We start from the raw sequence: 20,153 nt of genomic DNA, 5'->3' as shown, positions 1-20,153 counted from the left end.
ACGCTCTCAGCTCGGGGTGGTCTCGGAGTTTCCCTTGGCGGTCTCCAGTGTCGGCCCCGCGAAGGCCTGGGCGAGCGCACCCTGGATTTCCTCCAGCCAGGGCTCGTTCTTCACCTGGCCCGCGTCGTCCTCCGTGAAGACGCGTGTAGCGGTGCCCGGGTGGTAGAGGCAGGCCACGGCGATGCGAGCGATCATCATCATCCCCGCGGGCTCATCCACGGGCTGCCGGTCCGGCCCCAACTCGCGGGCCGCCTTCGCGGCGGAGAGGACGTCGAGCTTCTCGCCGAGCGTCGGGCGGCAGAGATCGTAGTCGGCGCCGTCGAGGGTGACGCGCTGGTGGAGAGTGCGGCGGGAGCCCAGGGGCTTTCGGTGCGTGGTGGGTGCAGTCATGCTGTGCCTCGGGTGGGTGGGAATAGGGGCCGGCTACACCGCGACGGGTGCGCCCTGGCCAGCAAGGGTCGCGGAGAAGGTGACGACGTCGGAGGCGCTGCGGCCCTCCTCGTAGGACGTCACTTTCACCGGGTAGCGGAAGCCCTGGGTGCCCACGGGCGCCGTCTCGTCCTCCACGAGGGTGAAGAAGACGGTGGCGTCGCTCTCGAAGGCGTCGCGCAGGACCTGCTGCGGCGAACTGCCTTTGAAGACGTGGCCGGACAGCGGGATAGAGAAGGACTTCCAGGTGCCCTTCGAGCGCTTCCATCCGTCGCTACCGAAGTAGTTGGCATCCACTGTGTCCTTGGCACGGTTGATGGGCGCCTCCAGGACGCCATCCAGCGCGTCCGCCTCGACAGGCGCGGTGTCGGTGGCGCGGATGTAGAGCTTGTCGAAGAACGCCTCTCGGGGTTCAGGCATGGATGCGGCTCCGGTCAGTGGGAGGGGAAGCGGTGCGTCAGGAAGTCCTTCAGGACGGCGGCCACGCGGCGGCGAGCGCTGCCCCGGGCGCGACGGAAGGACTTGCGGAGGAAGTGCGGCGGCGGGTCGAAGAACTGCGCGCCCCAGTGCCAGCCCTCATGGATGGGTCCAGCGGACGGGTGCGCATAGCCCGCTGTCCACGTCGTGGAAAGGCGCGAGCTCAGGTTGTGGAGGGGGCCACTCAGGAAGGCGCTGTCGCGCAGGTAGCCCTCTCCGACCGGTACGAGGAAGAGGGAGTAGTCCATGGTGAGGCGGGCGATGTCCCGGCAGGGCGCATCCAGCGCGCGCAGCACTTCGGCGGGCGAGCGGCGCAGGCGCTCCAGCTTCACCGCATCGACTTTGACTCGAACAGGCATCTACCCTGTTTAATGGGGACGATCCGTCCAAGTGGCGGCAAGACCCCACTTAGAGCATCCGAAAAAGCCTTCGACGGCCGCCGCAAATTCATACTAACCTGTGCTTAAACAACACAGCTTCCCAACCAACCCCACACAACGCCCCCTCACTTACCGAACATATGGAAACCAAAGACTACATATCAATAGCCATTCCAATCGCCAGCTTCCTACTAGGAATCCTATCCGGAGGCATCATCATTCCCCGACTGACCGCCAAGAGGAAAATTCTCGCCTGGGCCGTAGTCTCGGAAAATGAAATTATTCCCAAGGAAATGGCGCAATCGCTAGGCATTCCAGTGACCATCATGGTCGGCCAAGAAAATCCGACATCACTCACCACAGTCAACGTCAAGCTCGGAAACAACGGCAACGACATAATCGAAAACACCACGATCGCAATCACATCAAACACGGAAAGCAAAATACTAAACACCCGAATCCGAACATCTGGCGAGTTCGAGAAGCGCACAAAGACAGCTCACAACGAAAACGTATGCTCGGTCACATTCGAATTCCTCAACCCCGAACATTCGGTGGATGTTGAATTGCTGATCAGCAACTACAGTCCTGGCTCAACAACTGTCGACGCAGCTGCGCCCGGAGTAATACTTCGCCGCCAAGAAGTGACTCACTGGAATCTATCAACCCCATTTTTCATATCATTGGCATTCCCGCTTCTCGGCCTAAAGTACAACCCAGAGGGAAACCCAGGCTCACTCGCGCTCCAAGATATCGTCAAAGAATTGCGCAGCCTCAGGGACTTGGCGACGACTTACACGAAAACAACAAAAGGACCCGGCCCAATAACCACAAAACAAGTCCTAGACTCCCTGCCAACAAGCCCAGAAACCTCAGAGCCTCAAAAATAACCAGCCCCCCGCCTGGCAATTCCCATCAAGAATCCAATTCGAATACTAATCAACCATTGATGCCGATCTGCACCATCCGCACCCAAATACCTTGGAGTGCTCTCGTCTGCTCGCATCATGGCATGGGGTTCGAGAGTCACTTGGTTAAGGGCTGAGAAGATAGCGTCGGCTAGCTGCTGCCCACTCTCGAAGTCCTCACGTCCGGAGCGGATCCGCAACTGACAGCCCGGCATGATGTACGCCGACGGCCGCTGGCCAATGTAGGGTTGTGGCTCCGCACCACCTGTCACCACCAAGGCTACCGCCCTATCCGGTATGCGGGCATCAACCTCTGGCATGGGCGCGGTGAAGAGGTTTGCGCCTGGAGTTGGAGGCCGCACCAGCCCGAGTCCCGCCTTTTCCAGCACAGCCGCAAGTTCCGAGGCAATGTCGCGCATCAGAACCACACCTTCCGGAAACGCACGACGCCCAAGCCATCAACGCTCTCGTCCACCGCCACGGGACGCCGAGCCCGATTGAAGTCTGCCACGTCCTCCCCCGGCAGCCATACGCGATGCTGCAACGTGATGACCGCGTCCGTGTAGACAACGTGCGCAGTTAAGTGCTCGTTACCGTTGGCGTCGCGGATGAGACGCCGGGACGGCTGCACACGAGCCCGCGCCATCGCCTGGAGCCCGAGCGCCGGCTTGCCGTAGGCGTCCCGTCCCGTTAGCACCGCATAGGTGATCGACTGCCGGAATGTATCCGTGGGCGAGGCCATCAGCTCACCCGATGGATGACGTAGGGCGCGAGCAGCGCCTGCGCGGTGCCGGGGATGGGACTCTTCCCTTCAGCCTTCGCCGCGAAGTAGCTCACGGACCAGTCGCCGATGGACTCGCTCGCCACCATCGAGTCGACGCCACGCGAGCGGTACAGTTGCACCGCCGTGAGGATGGCAGCCTCCTGCACGTCCTCCGGCAACGTCACCACACGCGAGACGTCCAGGGCACGTTGCCCCGGCGTCACGAAGCCCCCGTCGTAAACGACGCGGATGCCTGCCCCCCCGCTCTCGCCCTGGAAGCTATCCACCATTTCCACCACCTGGCCGCCCGAGCGGGCCGTCATGCGCCACACGCCGCCCTTGCGGTACAGCATGCCGGCATCGGCAAGCTTCCCTTGGCTCTCGTACGCCTCGGCAGGCACGAAGGCACCGCCCTCCCAGACGCCCACCACCAGGATGACAGGAGGGCGCTCCAGGAGCAGCAGCGGGCGTCCGTAGCCAGCCGGGTACTCCACGAGGCCCTGGCCGTACTCGAAGACTCGGCCGCAGTAACCAGCAACGGCCCGGCTCGCCGCCGTGACGAGAGACTCCAGGCGCGGCGTCACCGCCACGCCCAGGTCATCCGCCACGGTGGCGGCAAGGCACAGGTCAGCAGGATTCGCCATGGCGTCACACCGGCAGTGTCATAGCGCCGCCGAAGACGACGACGGAGCAAGCCTGGAGGCTGGGCGCCGTCCCGCCCGTCAGCGTCGTGGCTTCCGACACGCGGACGAACCGCTTCGCCGCCCCCAGGTCTACGTCCTTTTCAGCGAAGGCGTTGGCCGCCGTCAACTGCACGGCTGCCGAGCCCGTCCCGGCCGGCACGTAGTCCGTCCAAGCGTCATCCTCCCCGTTGTCGCTGGAGTGCTGGAGCTTCACCTCGTAGCTCTGGGCGGTAGGGCCGCCCGTTACCGCCCCCGTCGCGGCGACGAGGACGCAGCTCTCTCCCAGGACGAGCCGATCGTAGCCCGCTCCCTGACGAGTCCCGGCAGATGTCGCGGCCGGCTGAGTGCCCAGGCGTGCGGCGATGAATGCGCCAATCTGACTGATGTGTGGTGCGCTCATGGTGTCCTTCCTTTCTGGGGCCACGCCCCGGTCAGTTGCTGCCCCAGCTCAAACCCGTCACCACGACGCCGCTCTGCCGGTGGCGCATGGCCAGGTCGTGCTTGGTGATGGCGCGCAGAACCGTCTGGTCCGTCGAGATGCCGGACACCACCTGGCCACCACGGTTGAAGGCCCCGTTGGGGAAGACGTCGATTTCCAGTGCCATGGACTCGCCGATGAGCACCTCGGCCATGTCCACGAGGTACAGCTCCGAGCGGCTATTGCCCGTGCCGAGCGTCTCCGGAATCTGGTTGGTGACGAAGAAGGGCACGTTGCGCAGCGTGCCGCGCTCCACCATCTCCTTCTCCAGCGAGTTGTAGCCCTCGCCGCCCGGGCCCACCGCGTCCAGCAGCGCCGTCTCCGCGCCAGGGGCCATGAGCCACACGGGCTTCACCATCGCCACGTTGGCCTTCTTCAGCTTCCGCTTCGCCTTGTTCAGCTCCTTCTTCATCTCCAGCAGCGTTGGCGAGCCCGCCGTGGCCACCGTCTCCGCGTAGACGTGGGCCGCGTCCACCTGGTTGCGGATGCCGCGGGGCTCCAGTTGCGTGCCGCTGCCCCGGAGGAAGGCCGCGTCCTCCCGGAGTGCCATGACGTTGAGCAGGTCGTTGCGGATGAACTCCTCGGCGTTGATGGAGGCGTTGCGGATGAGGTCGTTTGGCACCGCCGTCAACGCCGTGAGCTTCTTCTCCGAGAGGCTCACGGAGTCCGTGCCCGGCTCCGATTCCTGGATGGTGCTCGTCTCCCCGCCGTAGAAGGCGGTGCCCGTGCTGGACTGCCGGTCGAAGGTGAGCGAGGCACCGATGGGAATCACGCGCGCGCCGGCCTGCCGCACCACGGCCTTGTTGCGCAGCAGCTCGATGAACTCGGCGGCGAACTGCGGATGCACCGTCGAGCCCAGGCCAGAGTAGTTGCCCTGGGAGAGGGACTTGCTCACCACCTCGTCTCCCCAGCCCTTCAGCACGTCCACCACGTTGCGCCCGTCCATGCGCGCGACGGCCTTCGCCTTCACGTAGCGGATGAGATTGAGGCCCGTGCCCTCCGTCATGTGCTTGCCGGTAATCGGCGCGCGGCGGGGCTCCTCGGGCGTCGTGTCGGCCGCCTTCGCGCCCAGCAGGGACGCGTAGCTGTCACGGTGTCCCTTGGACTGCTCCACCAACTGCGCGGCCACCAGCGGCCCCAGCGACTTCGCCATCTCCTGCATCTCTTCGGGGGTCATGCTTTCTCCTGGAGGTGCTGCAACAGGGCGCGCGCAGTGTGCGCAGCGAGAGCTTGGGTGTCGGACTCGGAAAGGGAGGGAGGCGTCGCGGGCGGCGTGGACTTGCGCTTCTTCCGCGCCTTGCGGCCCAGGGCCTTCACCACGGCGTCGGTAATGTCGCGGATGAGGGCGGCGCGCTCGTCGGAGTGCTTTTTCAGCCGCACCGCGCGCTGGTTGCCGGGAATCGTGACGACAGAGATTTCGAGAAGCTCCTGCTCGTCACAGTCGTAACCGCCGCGCTCGTTCTCGTGGTAGCGCAGCATGCGGTAACGCACGCTCACCGCGTTGAGGATGCCCTTCTCCACCTTGGACTCGACGCGCCGAGCAAACTCATCGTCCTGGTCGAACTCGATGTCCACCAGGAGTGCGTCGCCCTGGACGAAGGCGCGACCCTTGCCAATGGGCAGGATGTCTGTGCGGCCCGCGCCGAACAGCCCGCCCGAGCCGTCGTCGTGCATGTAGAGGACGACGGGATTCGCGGCGTAGGCCTCCAGTTTCCAGCCCTGGACAGCCAGCCGGTCGTTGTACCTGTCGTAATCGGCGTCGTTGGCTCGGAAGGTGAATATCTTCGGATGGCCCTCAACGGGAGGGAGGGCATCCTTACGGACGACTAGGCGGGCTCTCTGAAGAGGCTTGAGCATTCCCCTCTTCAATGGGGGCAGCCTTCGAGATCACCTCAGCCCACACCGGCGCACAAAAGAACACTAACTCGAAGGGGTAAGCCCGGCAGCAAGCATGCCTTGCAGTGCTAGACTCTTTGGAGACCAAAACCTCTCCCGAGCATCTCGGCGAGTTTCACGCCCGTAATCATCCCCTATCAGGGCCACGAGTGACTGACCTGTATGCCTGAAGCCCCAAAACATATTCTGAGCCAGCTAAACTTCCCTGATCGCTATGAGCGACTCTCAAGCCTTCTCGGAAATCGCGTAGCCGAACTCCTCATTCCACCGCCGGACAGCACGCTTTTGGAACTGAGAAGCGTCGCACACAGCATCGACACTCGCGGCGAAGGATTCTTTTGCCCTCTTGCTGGCCTAACAGGCACAGGCAAGACAACCCTAGCCAACAGCCTGGGGGTCTTCCTGCCTGAATACTACTGCCAGACAATTGAGCACCCTGAGTCATCAACAATCACTTTCGAATCACTCCAATCGACAGCCGTCCGAGGACGAGAAAACACCTCAATAGACGACCACCGCATCCTCCCAGTCAATATCGACAATAGAGAAGGGGCCCCTCCATCTGAACGGGAACTGGCTGAAATTAAGCGATTTCTTCGCTCCCCCAAAACTGGCAGCAAAACCATCGTCATGTGGCCTGAGACAACACCGGCCATCGCACAGCAAATCGGAAAAAACTTCCAACAAATTGCTGGCGCCACGATCATTCCCATCCCACTCGAAGCAAAGGGACCGGCGCGTGAGACGTGGCAGGACGTCGCCCTTCACATCCTCCACCTATGTAACGAAATCGCATCGTTAGAGGAGCTGGGAATCAATCCCAAGGACTACGATCCAGAAAAATTCAAAACGCTCGGAGAATTTCTCAAGAAAGTCGCAATTGATTTTGATACTCGCGCAGCCGAACTAAGAAGATCAACGCAGCGCCCACTGCATCTACTGATAACATTCGTCACAGAAAGCATTGATGCCGGCGCCCTGACGCACCTCACAACGCCAAGCAAATACGGACTCCTCGACGCCAACGGGCTTCTGAATGCGACAAAGGATAGCGCAATCGGACGCTGGTGGGCAAATCGCCGTGCGCTGCTGACCCAGTCAATCCTGAAGCTCAATGCGCGAGCGTTTCATCTCCCCCCCTCAACAAGCGTCATCGTCCTGCGTAGGTTCGGTCATGCGGAAGTAGTAGAGAGCCTCAAAAAGCTATCCCGGAGCAAAAACTCAAAATCGAAGCTTCCCAGGGCCGATCAGTCACGCGTGACGGAATACATAAAGCGAACGGACCTGGGAAAATACATGACAAACTCACTCGCGACGGCCTACGAAACGAGAGGACGCCCTCCCGAAGAGGCCAAAGCAGTTTTTTCCAGCCTCGCCAAACTGGGCCACTGGACAGGAGGAAAAGACAAGCTTCTTAACTCAGCAATGCTTGAAGCAATTAAATCAATGCTCACCGCCTCCAGCATCGATTTCTCAAATGCCCAACACGAGAAGGCCATTGAGGGCCTCCCTCTTGTTCTAATTCCCGACAACTCGATCCAGGCCGGCGAGCAAGTTTTTTGCATAGAATATGCTTGGCGCTCCGGAGATTTTCTTAGCTCAGGAAACAGGTCAGGCATTGCTCAGTACGCCTTAACAAAACTTAAGAATTACGCCCTCGCATTTGGGTGGACACCGGCATAGCAGTCTCGATTTCGCTAATCCAATGCCTGGGCTCGTTGTCCACCTGCTGTCTGCCCAGGCATCGGAAGTGGGTAGCCGTGGCGGTTCGGGTCCGGCTTGAAGCCCGCCAAGTGTCGCCATTCCGTGTAGCTGAAGGCCTCCGGCATCGTGCTCATGACGCGGAGTTGGTGCTCTCGGTCTGCTGGCACGGGGCTGTCGTAGTCGAGGATGGCCTCCGCATCGCCGAATAGCGGAATCAGCCGCATCTGGTACTCGGTGCGCAGGAACTCCATGCGAGGGAACGTCGCCTGCTCGGCGAGGTTCTCCCGCGCCGCGAAGGCCGTCGCCTTGTTCGAACTGGAGATGTCGCCCACGATCTCGGGGGGCACGCGGTACGTCATCCGCACGAAGCCCATTAGGAACTTCCGCAGCTCCACCAACTGCATGTCGCGGAAGCTCGTGTCGAGGCGGGCGAACGTCACCCGGCCGCTGGTGAGGAGCAGCTTCCCCGCCTTGTCCGGCCCCTGATGCTCGCGCGCCAGCGACTCCTTGAAGGCCTTCGCTCCCGCACTGTTCGCGTCCGTCAGCCCCTCGATGGACGCGATGGCAGGCGGCAGCATGTTGTTCCAGAAGGACGCCCGGAGGAACCGCGCCACGAACTCATCCGTGTCCAGTTCGTCGCCCAGTGCGAAGGCGGGTCCCACGCCGCGCCCGAGCGGATCCTCAGGGTCAGGGTTGCGCAGGTGCAGCACGTCCGCCGCTGGAACTTGGCGCGACACGCCGCCCACGGTGACGGTGAAGGCCCGCTGTTCGCGCGGGACGTCCATCGCAGGCAACCGCGTGACGACGTTGGGCGGCACCGGCCAGAAGCCTACGGGGAAGCCCGCCACGCGCTCCAGCACCAGGAAGGACTCGCCGACGAGGTCCAGGTACACCTGCACCAGCTTCGTCACAGAGCGGCCCGTCAGGTAGTCATTCGGGTCTGCGAGCATCCGTAAAATGGGATGGTCCGGCACCTCATGGACTTCACCCGCGTCGAGCATGGACTTCAGCCGTAGGGCACGCACCTCGCGCGTGGCGCTGCGCAGGGCGTAGTCCTTCACCGGGTGCCCGTCCCGCGACACCCGGCGGTACACGCGCCAGTTCACCGCGGCTACGGAGTCCGCGACGGTATCCACCACCGTACGCAGCCACGGCATTTCGCGGTACGCCGCGAGGAGCTGCGTGGTGCCACGACGCGGCGGTGCTTGTTGCCAGCGCGCCAGCTCCAGCCCTGTCCCCTGGCGCGGCGGACGCACCACCGCCGACTTCATCCGATCCCACAGTCCCATCGAGTCCCTCACAGGCAGAAAAAGGAGTCGGCAAAGACAAGCTCATGGACGCCCCAGAGCAGGGCATCGACACGGTCATCGCGGCGGCCGTTGATACCGCTGAACTTGGCGAGCTGGGCCTCCAGCTTCGGGAAGGTGCCCACCAGCTCAATGCGGCCCGTCTCCGCCAGGGCGCTCACCGGCTCTGCGCGCTTCGACTTCGCCTCTCGGGCGCGCACCGGCTTCACGTTGACCTGGACGCCCATCTCCGAGGCCACGGTCTGGATGGTCGTCTCCACCATCTCCCCGCCTGAGTTCACCTCGGCCACCAGGGCGTCGCAGCCGAAGGCCAGGTACTCGCGGATCGCGGCGGCGGCCCACTCACGCGGCGAGCCCCGGAGGCTCGCGTCCTTGAGCACCGACACGCGCTTCAGGAGAGCCCCGTCCGTCCCGACAAGCGGACTGGTTCTCACGCCCTGGACGACGATGCCCGTCTCGTCCGAACCCATCTCACTGGTGGGCGCCGGGTCCACGGACACGATGCGCCTGTCCAGTCCCCGCGCGTACTCGTGGGCGTCCGCCTCCACCCTGCCCCACTTCGCCGAGCCGAAGATGGCGCCGGGCACATCCATGAGCAGCCGGCCCAGCACCTCCTGCTGGCCCCAGCGCGTGTGCATGAGGGCGCGCATAGTGCCGACAGCACTGGGCGCCAGGTTGGCGCGGTTGGCCAAGGAGGAGCCCGTGCGCAGCACCACGCCCGCTCGCAGGGACTTCGACTCCGCATCCGCGAAGAGCAGCTCCTCCAGCTTCTTCAGCGGACGGGGCGTCCCAGTGAGCAGCAGTTGGGGCGGACGCGCCGCGGTGCCGATGCGCAGCACCATGGGGAGCTGGTCCAGTGCCGCCATCTCGTGCTTCCAGGAGGCGGGCTCGTCGCCCCAAGCCCATCCGCAGTTGGGGCCGCGCAGCCGGTCCGGCTTATCCGCCGAGTAGCAAATGGCGTAGACGCCATTGGGCCACGTCACCCGTCGCTTGCTGGGTTCGTACACCGGGAGGAACCAGGGCGGTGACAGGGCCAGGATGCCGCTGGAGCCACGAATCATCGTGTCGCGCACGTCGGCCGCTGTGGGGCCGATGAGGGCGCCAATCGTCTTCGCCTCCCGGGCCTTCTGAATCACCCACCTGGCCCCGCTCCACGTCTTCCCAAAGCCCCGGCCCGCCATGATGAAGCAGGTGGAGAAGGAAACCGGGGGCACCTGCTCGCGGCGTGCCCAGAAGTCCAGGTCGTGGACGAGCGTTTCCACCTCGGGATGGGTGAGCTTCCCGAAGAGGCGCGCGAGGCCCTGGCGCGTGCCCGCGTGCTTCACCAAGTGCTCGGCGGGGGACTCGTCCGGGGCCAGCGTCTCCAGCATCCCCGAGAAGCGCAGGCGCTCGCGGTGGGCGACCTCCCAGGAACGGGCATCACGAGGCATCGTTGCCCCCTGCCCCGCTGGCGTCCGCCTTGGGCTCCGGAGCATCCGGCAGGAAGCGGCCCAGCCGCTCCATGAGCAGTTCGCGCAGGGCGACCTCGTCGGCGGCCTTGTCCTCGGGCGCCTTCTCCTCGACGTTGTCGCGCCGGCCGTACAGCTCCGGGAAGCGACGGGAGAGCAGCCACTGGACGTGCTTCGGGTTGTGGGCCGCCGCCGCCATCAGCATGTCCGTGGCGGACTGCATGAACCTCGCTTCCGCAGCGCTCACCGCGAGGTGAAAGTCGCGGTAAACGCCGCGCTCCTCCCCCGCACCACGATGAAACCAGCGCGAAAGCGTCTGTTCGTTGATACCAACGAGGCCCGCCACGGCCCTGCGGAAGAGGCCGCGCTCCAGGTGGCCGCAGATAAGTGCCTGAACTTCGGGAGTCAGCTTGGACGGGCGAGCCATTTCCCCTGAGAAATGGGGGCGGTTTCGCTGAAGAATTCGGCGTTACGCCCGACAAAACTCAGGGCGGCGCGGGCCGGGGCTGATTTTTCTCAAGATTTTTCGAGCGTGGGGGCCCGCCGAGCAAGGCGGAAAAGGGACGACCGTCCCAAATCTGGACCCGGGGGGGTTCTACGAGAGGGCCGCCACGATGCGCTCGTGGCAGGCCAGGAAGTCCACGCAGGACACCGCCCAGCGCCGCGTATACGCCCCGCCCTCGCACGTTTCCGTGACGGACAGGGCTCCGGCGCCCCTCGGCACCTGGACGCCGCACAGGACGCACGACGCGGCGTGCCGATTGCGACGCAGCTCCGGCGTCCTGTCAGCACACGCGAGGTGACGCGGCCCCGTGCGCAGCGTGTACTCGATGCGCTCGCCCTTCAGCACGAGCGCGCCGCACGCGGCACAGGGGCCGCCACGCTGGGCGACGAGGACGGGCATCAGCGGCCCTTCGCCTCCATCCGCTCGCGCAGTTGCTCATGCGCACGGGCCAGCATCACGTCGAGCTGGCTCCGCGGCTGGTTCCACTCGATGGCCACCTGACGCACGCCATGCGCCTTCTGGCCCAAGCCGTGGACGCGGGACACCAGCTCGCGCAGTTGCGGATCCAACTTCAGCACCTCACGGCGGAGGCGAGCGCACTCCTCCTGCACGGCATACAGCTCCTCGACGGTAGCCACCTCCAGCGCCAGGGCCGCGTCGTGAAGCTGCGTGGCGGAGTTGGGCAGTGACTCCGTGGGCGAATCGCGGCTCACCAGCAGCGGCACGCGTGGCGTCTTCGCCTTGCCCTTGCGCCCGCGCTGCGCGCTGTCCGACGGGTGGACGTCCGCGCTGTGCATGCGAATCTGGTCCATGATGGCGCGCCGGGCCCGCCACTCCACCCACGTGGCGAACGTCTGCCCGCCGCGCTTCTCGGGCTTGTACGTGCCCACCGCCTTCAACGCTTCGATGAGCGCCACCTGCACGAGGTCATCCTCCAGCAGCGAGCCACTCAGTTTCTCGAAGGTCCTCGCCTGCCGACGAAGCTGGGGCTCCAGCAGGCGCAGCAGCGCGTCCGTCAACTGCCGCGCTCGCGAGACCTCTCCCGCCGCGTGTCGTCCGTGAATCTCGCTCACCAGCTCATCCGGGCTCGACCGCGCCGTCCCATTTCGTGAAACACGGGCCTCACCCTTCGCTGCACGACGTCGCATCACTCCCCATTCCTTCCGTGTTTTGAGAAAACCGCTGCACCCCATGCGACAATGTGGGCAACACCAAGCAATGCGCCTGCCATGTCACCCACGGAGGACGGCGCTCCGCCGAGAGTGAAACACCCGCCCTCGTGTGACAGGGCGCGGCAGCCGACATGCCGCCCGGCTGTGTCCTGATCGACCCGCATGGTCGCCTCCATCCTCCAGGACCTGGGGAGTAACATCCCCTTCTGACATGGGGTGGCGCCCCAGCACGCGGGACGTCCCCATTCACTCCAGCAAATGGGGGCGGCCTTTCGTCGTGGCGGCTGAAACACGCGGCGCTGCGGACTGGCGCGCGGTGCACACCCCTGGAACGACTTCCTAAACCCTTACGCGCGATCATGTAGGACCTCGCTACGCGCGCGTGTGTGTATTCCTTCCCTATTCCTACCTCATCTTTCTAAAGGGTTTAGGGAATGGAGTGGTGGTGGTGGCGCCATGTGACTGCGGCAGCGCCTCGTCTCTCCCGTGTCACGGCTGGCACACCCCTCACGGTGCCGCGCGAGGGCTCCGCGAGATGGCCAGCTACGAAAACCCACCCCCATTGAATCAGCGTGAGAACTCCCGCCGCCGTCACAGCCTCACCCGTCACACCCAGCTTCCGTCGCGAGGCGTCCACATGCTGATCGCCTACTTCGACGACGTCACCGACGCGAAGCCCAAGCACCAGGACGTCACCTGGGAGGAGCTGGAGCAGCTACTCACCACGCACACCGTGTCGCCCTGCGCCCCCTGCGTAGGCCACGGGTGCCAGGCGAAGCGGAAGCAGCGCTGCTGGTCGCCCGTGGACATCGGCACTCGTCGTCTGGACACCGAGGTGCGAGCTGTCACAGCCCTCGTCTTCGACGTGGACGCGGTACAGGACGCGCAGTTGGAGGAGGCGGCGAAGCGACTGGAGAGCTACGCAACCATCGCCCACACCACGCACGGGCACCGGCCGGGCCACACCAGCCTGCGCATCGTCCTTCCGGTGAGCCGGCCAATCCTCAGCGCCGAGTGGCCAACGGTGCGAGAGGAAGCGGAGCGGCTGCTGGCCATGCCGGCGGACCCCACCACGCGCAACCTCTCGCGCCTCTACCTGCTGCCCAATCACTCGGGAGAATTCGAGGCCGGTGCCGACGTCACCGAGGGCAAGCCCGTGGACGTGGACGCGCTACTCGCCGCGGCACGAACCAGGACCAGGCCAACCACTCCGGTGCAGCCCGTGGCACAGGTACAGGGGAGCCCAGCGGACCTCTTCGACCTGCGCGCCCTCCTCCGCCGCGTCCGCAAGCCCGAGCACCGAGAGCTCATCCGCCGCACCCTCGCGGGTGAGCCACTGGCCGCGCGCGGCTTGCAGGACACCACTCTCAACGCGCTGATGAGTTGCTGCGCCTTCGTCCTGCCCCGGGAGACGCCCGAGGAGGCCATCCTGGAGCTGTTCCGGAACAGCTTCGCGGCTACCGACTGGGGCGAGGGCACGGAGCACCTGCACGAGCAGGCCCGCATCAAGCTGCGTCGCCACCGGGCACGCCGTGTGGACGTGGACGCGAAGCGAGTCGCGGAGAACGAGGCCATCTGGCGTGCGCTCGGCACGCGGCCTCCTGCTGCCAGGGGCCCCGCTCTACCGCTGGAGGAAGGGGAAGACGACCCGGAGGCCTGGGGCCGGAACCTCGTCGTGGACGTCAGCAGCAAGGGAGAGAGCCGCATCCGCAACTGCGAGGCGAACATCTTCACCGTGCTGCTGTCCTCCCCGGAGTGGCGTGGCGTGCTGCGCTTCAACGAGGTGAACAAGCGCCTGGAATTCGAGGGTGGTCCGTTGCCGCCCGGCATCGATCCGGAGACGCTGGACGTTGAGATCACCAACTGGATCCAGCAAAGCGAGTACGGGCGACTCGGACTCCAGCCGAAAGCATCCGTCGTCGCGCCGCAGATTCTCGCGGTGGCGAAGCGCAACCGTTACGACCCGGTCGCCGACTACCTCAACGCCCTGTCGTGGGACGGGACGCCGCGGCTCGACAGCTTGCTGGCGCGCTACTTCGGCGCCCAGGGCGACGAGGCACACCTGCACACCATCGGCGCGAAGTTCGCAATCGGCGCAGTGGCGCGGGCGCTCAAGCCAGGCTGCAAGGTGGACACCGTCCTCATCCTCGAAGGGCCCCAGGGCCTGCGGAAGTCCACGGCGTTTCGAGAGCTGGCCGCACCCTGGTTCAGCGACGCGCCCATCGACGTCCACAACAAAGACTCGGCCATGCTGGCGTCCCAGTTCTGGTTCATCGAGCTGGCGGAACTCTCCACGCTACGGCGTGCGGAGAACCAGGCCCTCAAGGGGTTCATCAGCCGCACCGAGGACACGTACCGGCCGCCCTACGGTCGCGCCAACGTGAAGACGGCGCGGCGATGCATCTTCGTCGGCACGACGAACGACGACGCCTATCTGCGGGACCCAACAGGGCACCGCCGATTCTGGCCAGTGCGCTGCACGCACATCGATATCGAGGGGTTGCGCCAGGACCGGGACCGGCTATGGGCAGAAGCAGTGCTGCGGTTCAAGCAGGGCGAGCCCTGGTGGCTGTCCGACGAGGAGGCGCGGCGTGCTGAGGCCCAGGCGGCGCTCCGTGCAGAGGGCGCGGGCGACGGGCGCGAGGAAGCCATCGTCCAGTGGCTTCTGAACATGCCCCAGGTGAGGCGCCCTACAGAGGTATCGATCCTCCAAGTTGCGACGGACGCGCTTGGCATGCCCACCGCTCACGTCGATCATCGCATCTCGACGGAGATTGGAACCTGCCTCGTCGCGCTCGGATTCGAGAAGCACCAGCGCCGCGTGGACGGGCGTCGCCCGCGCATGTACCAGACGCCGAAAGACTTATTGGTCGTACAGCAGGAAACACGCCCGCCAATCAACCAAAACCACGTCAATCAGGAACCTCATCTGCCGCCACATCCAAGACGTTAGCCTCAACAACGCGCTCGGCATGAACACCATACATTTCCCTAATATAATTCCATCTCGCATGCCCATCCGAGCGATCCACATCAAACCCCATAAACATATCATTCTCACCATGCTTAACTTCCGGATCAACAACCCTCATCCCCTCCACCCCAGCGAACATCAAACAGATCTCAGATCGACGAAAATCCACAACCCTCTCACTAAGGGGATTCACAAACAAATAGCCACCTCCCCGACCATAAAGCACAACACCATCAAGACGCCGGACACGATAAAAAGTAAACCTGTCATAATAGTAACAGTAATGAACACCCATGCCCACTTTCGCGACTTCTTCCACATCCAGCGACGGGAAGACAGAAACACGCACCGCCCCATACAGTGTTCTAAAAACTATCTCGGCCACATGGTTAAAATCACTATGCGGCGCAGCAATCCACAAAACCCTAAAATCACCCGGCCGCTCCGGCACATCCAACTGCGCCGCCTTTCCCCTCACCAACCCATCAAGTCGATTGCTTGCCTCCACCTCGCGAGCAAGCGTAGCAAACCCCTCCGCCTTCGCACGGAGAAGCATTTGGTTAAACACCTCCATAGGCTCCTTTTCCGTAACCTCAAGAAAGAATGCCTCCCCATTCTTTCGCACAGAGAAGTCTGGCACACGTCGACTACTCTCTGGAATCTTCGTCACAACAAATTGCGCCTGCTCCAGCACCTCTTTGGCTTCCACCTCGGCTCGATTCCGAATCACTCCCTCACTAGACATCGGCCCCCCAGTCAGAACTGCGCCCAATAGAGCGCGAAACAAAACCGAAAAATCAACACATCAACCATACTCCTACTCGCCTTGAGCCCACGGAATTAGGTGCTGAGCCTCAGACAACCACAGGTCATCAGCCGCTTTCTGACGGCAGATTGCACTCCTCCGATGGCGCAGCGCGCCGGCCACATGGCGCAGCGCCATCTCCCAACCACATTCGCCTTCTCCCTGAACAACAAACGCAAGAATTTCCGGAGCGATCGAAAACGTAGCCACCAGCCCCACATCATTATCTCCCCATTCAACCACCGGCCGCTCAAAAGTGGGAAAGCCATCCAGACCAAGAACACCAAGCTCACGAGCAATCTTCGATGAATGCATCACACGCACAACACCATCAAGCCAACCACTCCTGGGAACAAGCTGACTCGCTGCGATTCCCGCGATCATGGCTCTTGCTTGAACAGCAGGCATTCTCGGATCAAGATACTGGCCGATCTCACTCCTCATCGTGGACGTCTGCGCCCGCGCATGAAGCCTTAGCACTTCGGCTTCATTTTCCTTCACAAAGGAGGCGACCCGCGCTTCAATGGCTGCAATAGTGCGTGGATCGCGAGCAACAAAAGTCTGAATGAGCCATCTAACCTGTTCGCTCAAACCCGGCTCTAAACGACCGGAGCACCCCCCTAGCTCACTAACAATGGAAGCAATCCGCTGTTCCACATTAGCTGAGAGAAGATGCTCAACCCCATCCCCGGTCAAACCGTTTGCCATGGTCTTCTCTGGAAGCGAGTAAAGATCTCGCGCCCAGTAGACTCCATCTGGAGTTTTTCTCTCTGAGAGGAGCCGTATTGAATTAGGAGGACCCATCCGGCGGTAGCGGATAAAGAAGCCGTCACCATTGAGCCACTGCCGAAGATAAACCCTAGGAACAAAGTGCTGGTTCATTTCGCATCAATTCGGGCCAAATTTCGGGTTGAGATGTAATAATTACTTTACGGCGAGACAAAGGCGGCAGTCAGCTGCGAAAGTGACTTTCTGCGAGGTGCGAAACCTACCCCCATTGAGTTGGGGTGAGTCTACCCGCCGCAGGCCCAAAGCAGCACGGCGTCGAGTGTGGCGTCCTCCGCAGCCTGTCCGTCTCGCAGTTGCGGAAGTTCGCGCTCTGCGAGCGAGCATGGTTTTTCGCCAAGGTCCTCCGGCTGCCTGAGCGGCCCCTCAAGGCTCGGGAGCTTGGCACCGCAGTCCATGCCCAGTTGGAGCACTACCTGCGCACGGGACAGGACGTGCTGGGCCCCCTCGCGGCGGCCGGCAAGCACCTGCTGCCCGCTTCCGGTCCGGATCTCCTCGTGGAGGAGCACTTCGGCCGGCCCTCGCCCCTCTTCGCCGACGGCATTCCGCTCACCGGCTACATCGACCTCGTCAATCCGCGACGACTCGCCGAGGGCGTGCTGCGCGTCACGGACCACAAGACGACGAAGTCCATCGCCAGCTACGCCGCCACGCCCGAGCAACTCGCATCCGCCGCCCATGACGCCGGCATCCAGATGGTGGGCTACGGCTACTGGGCCGTCCTCGCTGCGGAGCGCTTCCCGGGGCTGAAGCGGCTGGAGCTGGAGCACCTCTACTTCCAGACCCACGGCGCGCGACTCTCCCGCTCCGTCATCGCCACCGTCAGCGTCGAGCACGTTCGCGACCAGTGGCACACGCACGTTGAGCCGATGGCGCACCGCATGCGCGACGCCGCACGGGCCACGTTCCCCAGCCAGGTCAAACCCACCTGGAGCGCCTGCCAGAAGTACGGCGGGTGCTCCTTCCAGGCGCAGTGCCTCAACTCGCAGTCGCAAGGAAGCAAGCCCATGGCCCTGATGGACCGCATCCTGAAGCCCCAGACTCCGCCCACGCAACCCGTCGCCTCCGCGCCCGCCCAGGCCGCCCCCGAGCTGGAGTTGGCCGCGGTGCTGCCTCCAGACGCGCCCAAGAGCGATCCGACGCTCGCGTCCATCCCGGCGCCCGAGCAGGCCGGCGACGAGCCCCCGCGCCGCAAGCGGCGGACGAAGGCGGAGATGGAGGCCGCCCGCGCCGACGAGCCCACCCGGCCCGTCGCGGATAGCCTGTCCCTCTACGTGGACTGCGTGCCCAATTGCCCTGCCGAGCCGCTGGCCGGCTACGTCGGCCGCATGGTGGCGAAGATTGAGCAGGAGTGCGGCGTCGTGGACATCCGCGTCGCCCCCAACGACTCGGCCCTGGCTTACGGCAAGTGGAAGGGCGTCCTGGCCGCCACCATCCGCGCCGAGCCGCCCGAGCCCCGCACCTACGCCGCCCTGGGCGTGGCGGGCAGCGAGCTGATGCAGGTGGCCGTGGAGGCCCTGGAGCCGCTGTGCGGCACGGGGCACTTCGTCCGGGGCGTCCGGTAGCGAGGGCCGCCAGTGAAGCTCCTCCAGCGCCTTGGCGTGCCCCTGCCACCATCCCCTCCCCCAGGCGACATGCCCGCCGCAGCCGAAAACTACTCGCGCACGGGGCGCTCCCCCGTGGGCTGGTCCTCGGACCTTTCCCGCATCCTCGCCCTGCCCCGCCGCGACCTGGCCGCGTCCTACACGGCAGCGGACATCGAGGCGCTGGAAGCCCAGCTACGCGCCCCTGCAGGGCCGTGTAGCTGTGCGGCCATGTCCCCTGCCCGCCCGTGCCCCACGCGGCTGCGGCGCATCCAGGCCCTGGCGCTGCTGGAAGCCTCACGCGTGGGCGGGCTGCTGGGGCCTATCGGAACCGGCCACGGCAAGGAGCTGACCACCTTCCTCATGCCAATGGTGATGCCGGCCTGCCGCGTGGCGGTCCTCTTCATCCCGGCCAACCTGCTGCCCCAGTTCACCGCGGAGTGGGACTACTACGGCGCGCATTGGAGCCTGCCCAACCTCGCGGGCGGACGTTGGTTCCGTCCCGGCCTGCCGGTGCTACACGTCATCTCCTACAACAAGCTCTCCAGCCAGGAAGCCACGGACCTGCTGGAGCGCATCCGCCCGGACCTCGTCATCCTCAACGAGGCGCACAACCTCAAGGACCCGAAGGCCTCGCGCACCGGCCGGTTCCTTCGCTACTTCGAGAAGCGCCCGGAGACGCGGCTCGTGGCTCTGTCCGGCACGTTCGCGTCCAAGAGCATCAAGGACTACGCGCACCTGTCACGGCTGGCGCTGCGCGAGGGCTCGCCCCTGCCGCTGGCACACCACGTCGTGGAGGAGTGGGGCACGGCGCTGGACCCGGGCAAGGTGATTGCTCCACCTGGCGCGCTGGAGCGGCTGTGCGAGCCCGAGGAGCACGTCCGCGAGGGCTTCTGTCGCCGTCGCAACGACACGCGCGGCGTCGTGGCCACGGACGAGAGCGCGCTCGACAAGCCGCTCATCATCCGCCCGCGCTACCCGGGGCCTGTACCCGCCGAGTTGCTGGCGCTCATTGAGCTGGCCCACGGTGGCGAGCGTCCCGATGGCGAGCAGTTCCAGGAGCAACTCCAGGCCATCGCCTGCGCGCGCCAGCTGTCGGCAGGCTTCTACCACCGCTGGCGCTACCCTCGGGGCGAGCCCCCAGAGCTGATCGAGGAGTGGTTCGCGAAGCGGAAGGCCTGGAACAAGGAGGTGTGGGAGGAGCTGAAGGGCGAGCGCCGCGAGCATCTGGACTCACCGGGGCTGCTCACCAAAGCCGCTATCCGCGCGCACATGTCCCCGCCCTACGAGGGCGACAAGCCGGTGTGGGATGCCTCGACATGGGCGGACTGGGCGGAGATTCACGACGCGGTGCAGCCTGAGCCCCAAGCCGTGTGGGTGTCAGACTTCCTCGTGCAGGACGCAGCGGAGTGGGCGCGGACCCAGGTGGGGATCGTCTGGGTCGAATTCCCGGAGCTGGGCGAGCGCATCGCCCGCACCGCTGGCGTGCCCTTCTACGGTGGCGGACGGGTGGCATCCGAAGCCATCCTCCAGGAGAGCGGGCGCCGCTCCATCGTCGCGAGCATCAAGGCCCACGCGACAGGAAAGAACCTCCAGCAGTTCTGCCGCAACCTCGTGGTGACGCCGCCTTCGGACGGCGCCCTATGGGAGCAGCTCCTTGCTCGCACGCATCGCCCCGGGCAGCAGGCGGCGTGCGTCAAGGTAGAGGTGTGCCTCCACACACAGGACTACGGAGCAGCCTTCGCCACAGCCAAGGAGCGGGCGCTGTTCATCCAACAAACGGACGGGCAACCGCAAAAGCTCTTCGCCAAGTCCAATGCAGACTCATACTAGAAGAATCTCCAGCACACCCAAC

General features: G+C 64.4%; 21 protein-coding genes. 5 read left to right on the top strand and 16 right to left on the bottom strand.

Features of this window, described 5'->3' with window-relative positions; translation table 11 throughout:
• Positions 1-6: 6 nt before the first annotated feature.
• Genes OV208_RS30140 through OV208_RS30130 form a run of 3 tightly spaced genes read right to left on the bottom strand, consistent with a single transcriptional unit; the run spans position 7 to position 1,265 of the window.
• On the bottom strand, positions 7-390 hold the full coding sequence (locus OV208_RS30140) for a phage tail protein (RefSeq protein WP_267577367.1): 384 nt from the start codon (positions 388-390) through the stop codon (positions 7-9).
• Between the two features lie 33 nt (positions 391-423).
• Positions 424-849, bottom strand: coding sequence for a phage tail tube protein (locus OV208_RS30135; RefSeq protein WP_267577365.1), 426 nt, complete (start codon positions 847-849; stop codon positions 424-426).
• A gap of 14 nt (positions 850-863) precedes the next feature.
• Positions 864-1,265, bottom strand: coding sequence for a hypothetical protein (locus OV208_RS30130; protein WP_267577363.1), 402 nt, complete (start codon positions 1,263-1,265; stop codon positions 864-866).
• A gap of 161 nt (positions 1,266-1,426) precedes the next feature.
• Between OV208_RS30130 and OV208_RS30125 the strand changes: the two genes are divergently transcribed.
• Entirely contained in the window at positions 1,427-2,176 is a 750-nt protein-coding gene (locus OV208_RS30125; protein ID WP_267577361.1) for a hypothetical protein, read from the top strand.
• On the opposite strand, the gene OV208_RS41425 is transcribed toward OV208_RS30125, so the two are convergent.
• From OV208_RS41425 to OV208_RS30100, 6 genes are all read right to left on the bottom strand, one after another.
• Positions 2,167-2,514 (bottom strand): minor capsid protein, encoded by a 348-nt coding sequence (locus OV208_RS41425; RefSeq protein ID WP_420715060.1) that lies wholly within the window; start codon positions 2,512-2,514, stop codon positions 2,167-2,169. The two genes, OV208_RS30125 and OV208_RS41425, sit on opposite strands and share 10 nt — an antisense overlap.
• A 98-nt stretch (positions 2,515-2,612) precedes the next feature.
• A complete protein-coding gene (locus OV208_RS30120) occupies positions 2,613-2,936 on the bottom strand; it encodes a hypothetical protein (RefSeq protein WP_267577359.1) in 324 nt (107 codons plus the stop codon).
• On the bottom strand, positions 2,936-3,601 hold the full coding sequence (locus OV208_RS30115) for a hypothetical protein (RefSeq protein ID WP_267577357.1): 666 nt from the start codon (positions 3,599-3,601) through the stop codon (positions 2,936-2,938). Before OV208_RS30115 ends, OV208_RS30120 begins: the two co-directional genes overlap by 1 nt.
• Positions 3,602-3,605: 4 nt before the next feature.
• On the bottom strand, positions 3,606-4,040 hold the full coding sequence (locus tag OV208_RS30110; protein ID WP_267577356.1) for a hypothetical protein: 435 nt from the start codon (positions 4,038-4,040) through the stop codon (positions 3,606-3,608).
• A gap of 31 nt (positions 4,041-4,071) precedes the next feature.
• Positions 4,072-5,295 (bottom strand): phage major capsid protein, encoded by a 1,224-nt coding sequence (locus tag OV208_RS30105; protein ID WP_267577355.1) that lies wholly within the window; start codon positions 5,293-5,295, stop codon positions 4,072-4,074.
• Positions 5,292-5,975: an HK97 family phage prohead protease gene (locus tag OV208_RS30100; RefSeq protein ID WP_267577354.1), complete on the bottom strand. Its 684-nt coding sequence runs from the start codon at positions 5,973-5,975 to the stop codon at positions 5,292-5,294. The genes OV208_RS30105 and OV208_RS30100 overlap by 4 nt, the downstream gene beginning before the upstream one ends.
• Before the next feature lie 201 nt (positions 5,976-6,176).
• On the opposite strand from OV208_RS30100, the gene OV208_RS30095 reads away from it, so the two are divergent.
• Entirely contained in the window at positions 6,177-7,697 is a 1,521-nt protein-coding gene (locus OV208_RS30095) for a hypothetical protein (RefSeq protein ID WP_267577353.1), read from the top strand.
• A 14-nt stretch (positions 7,698-7,711) separates the two neighbouring features.
• Here OV208_RS30095 and OV208_RS30090 read toward each other — a convergent pair whose 3' ends face one another.
• The 5 genes from OV208_RS30090 to OV208_RS30070 all read right to left on the bottom strand — a co-directional run bounded on the left by OV208_RS30090 (position 7,712) and on the right by OV208_RS30070 (position 12,126).
• Positions 7,712-9,007 carry a phage portal protein gene (locus OV208_RS30090; protein ID WP_267577352.1) on the bottom strand — a complete coding sequence of 432 codons (1,296 nt, stop codon included), beginning with the start codon at positions 9,005-9,007 and terminating at the stop codon, positions 7,712-7,714.
• 8 nt (positions 9,008-9,015) lie between these two features.
• The gene (locus OV208_RS30085; RefSeq protein ID WP_267577351.1) at positions 9,016-10,455 is read right to left on the bottom strand and encodes a terminase large subunit domain-containing protein; all 1,440 of its coding nucleotides are present in this window, start codon (positions 10,453-10,455) and stop codon (positions 9,016-9,018) included.
• Positions 10,445-10,696, bottom strand: a complete 252-nt coding sequence (locus tag OV208_RS30080) for a hypothetical protein (protein ID WP_267577350.1) — start codon at positions 10,694-10,696, stop codon at positions 10,445-10,447. The genes OV208_RS30085 and OV208_RS30080 overlap by 11 nt, the downstream gene beginning before the upstream one ends.
• Positions 10,697-11,068: 372 nt before the next feature.
• On the bottom strand, positions 11,069-11,377 hold the full coding sequence (locus OV208_RS30075; RefSeq protein WP_267577349.1) for a hypothetical protein: 309 nt from the start codon (positions 11,375-11,377) through the stop codon (positions 11,069-11,071).
• On the bottom strand, positions 11,377-12,126 hold the full coding sequence (locus OV208_RS30070; RefSeq protein ID WP_267577348.1) for a sigma-70 family RNA polymerase sigma factor: 750 nt from the start codon (positions 12,124-12,126) through the stop codon (positions 11,377-11,379). Before OV208_RS30070 ends, OV208_RS30075 begins: the two co-directional genes overlap by 1 nt.
• Positions 12,127-12,787: 661 nt before the next feature.
• Between OV208_RS30070 and OV208_RS30065 the strand changes: the two genes are divergently transcribed.
• A complete protein-coding gene (locus OV208_RS30065; protein ID WP_267577347.1) occupies positions 12,788-15,103 on the top strand; it encodes a virulence-associated E family protein in 2,316 nt (771 codons plus the stop codon).
• Here OV208_RS30065 and OV208_RS30060 read toward each other — a convergent pair.
• Positions 15,063-15,833: a hypothetical protein gene (locus OV208_RS30060; RefSeq protein WP_267577346.1), complete on the bottom strand. Its 771-nt coding sequence runs from the start codon at positions 15,831-15,833 to the stop codon at positions 15,063-15,065. The two genes, OV208_RS30065 and OV208_RS30060, sit on opposite strands and share 41 nt — an antisense overlap.
• 108 nt (positions 15,834-15,941) lie before the next feature.
• A complete protein-coding gene (locus OV208_RS30055; protein WP_267577345.1) occupies positions 15,942-16,811 on the bottom strand; it encodes a DUF4238 domain-containing protein in 870 nt (289 codons plus the stop codon).
• Between the two features lie 125 nt (positions 16,812-16,936).
• Here OV208_RS30055 and OV208_RS30050 point away from each other — a divergent pair, with 125 nt between their 5' ends.
• Together OV208_RS30050 and OV208_RS30045 are read left to right on the top strand one after the other, a co-directional pair.
• Positions 16,937-18,280 carry a RecB family exonuclease gene (locus tag OV208_RS30050; protein ID WP_267577344.1) on the top strand — a complete coding sequence of 448 codons (1,344 nt, stop codon included), beginning with the start codon at positions 16,937-16,939 and terminating at the stop codon, positions 18,278-18,280.
• Positions 18,281-18,349: 69 nt separating this feature from the next.
• Positions 18,350-20,131 (top strand): DEAD/DEAH box helicase family protein, encoded by a 1,782-nt coding sequence (locus OV208_RS30045; protein ID WP_267577343.1) that lies wholly within the window; start codon positions 18,350-18,352, stop codon positions 20,129-20,131.
• Positions 20,132-20,153 lie beyond the last annotated feature (22 nt).

This window comes from Corallococcus sp. bb12-1 (assembly GCF_026626765.1).
In the GTDB taxonomy this organism is placed as follows: Bacteria; Myxococcota; Myxococcia; order Myxococcales; family Myxococcaceae; genus Corallococcus; species Corallococcus terminator.
Note: the sequence above shows the minus strand (reverse complement) of the source record. Positions and strands in the feature narration are given on the sequence as shown.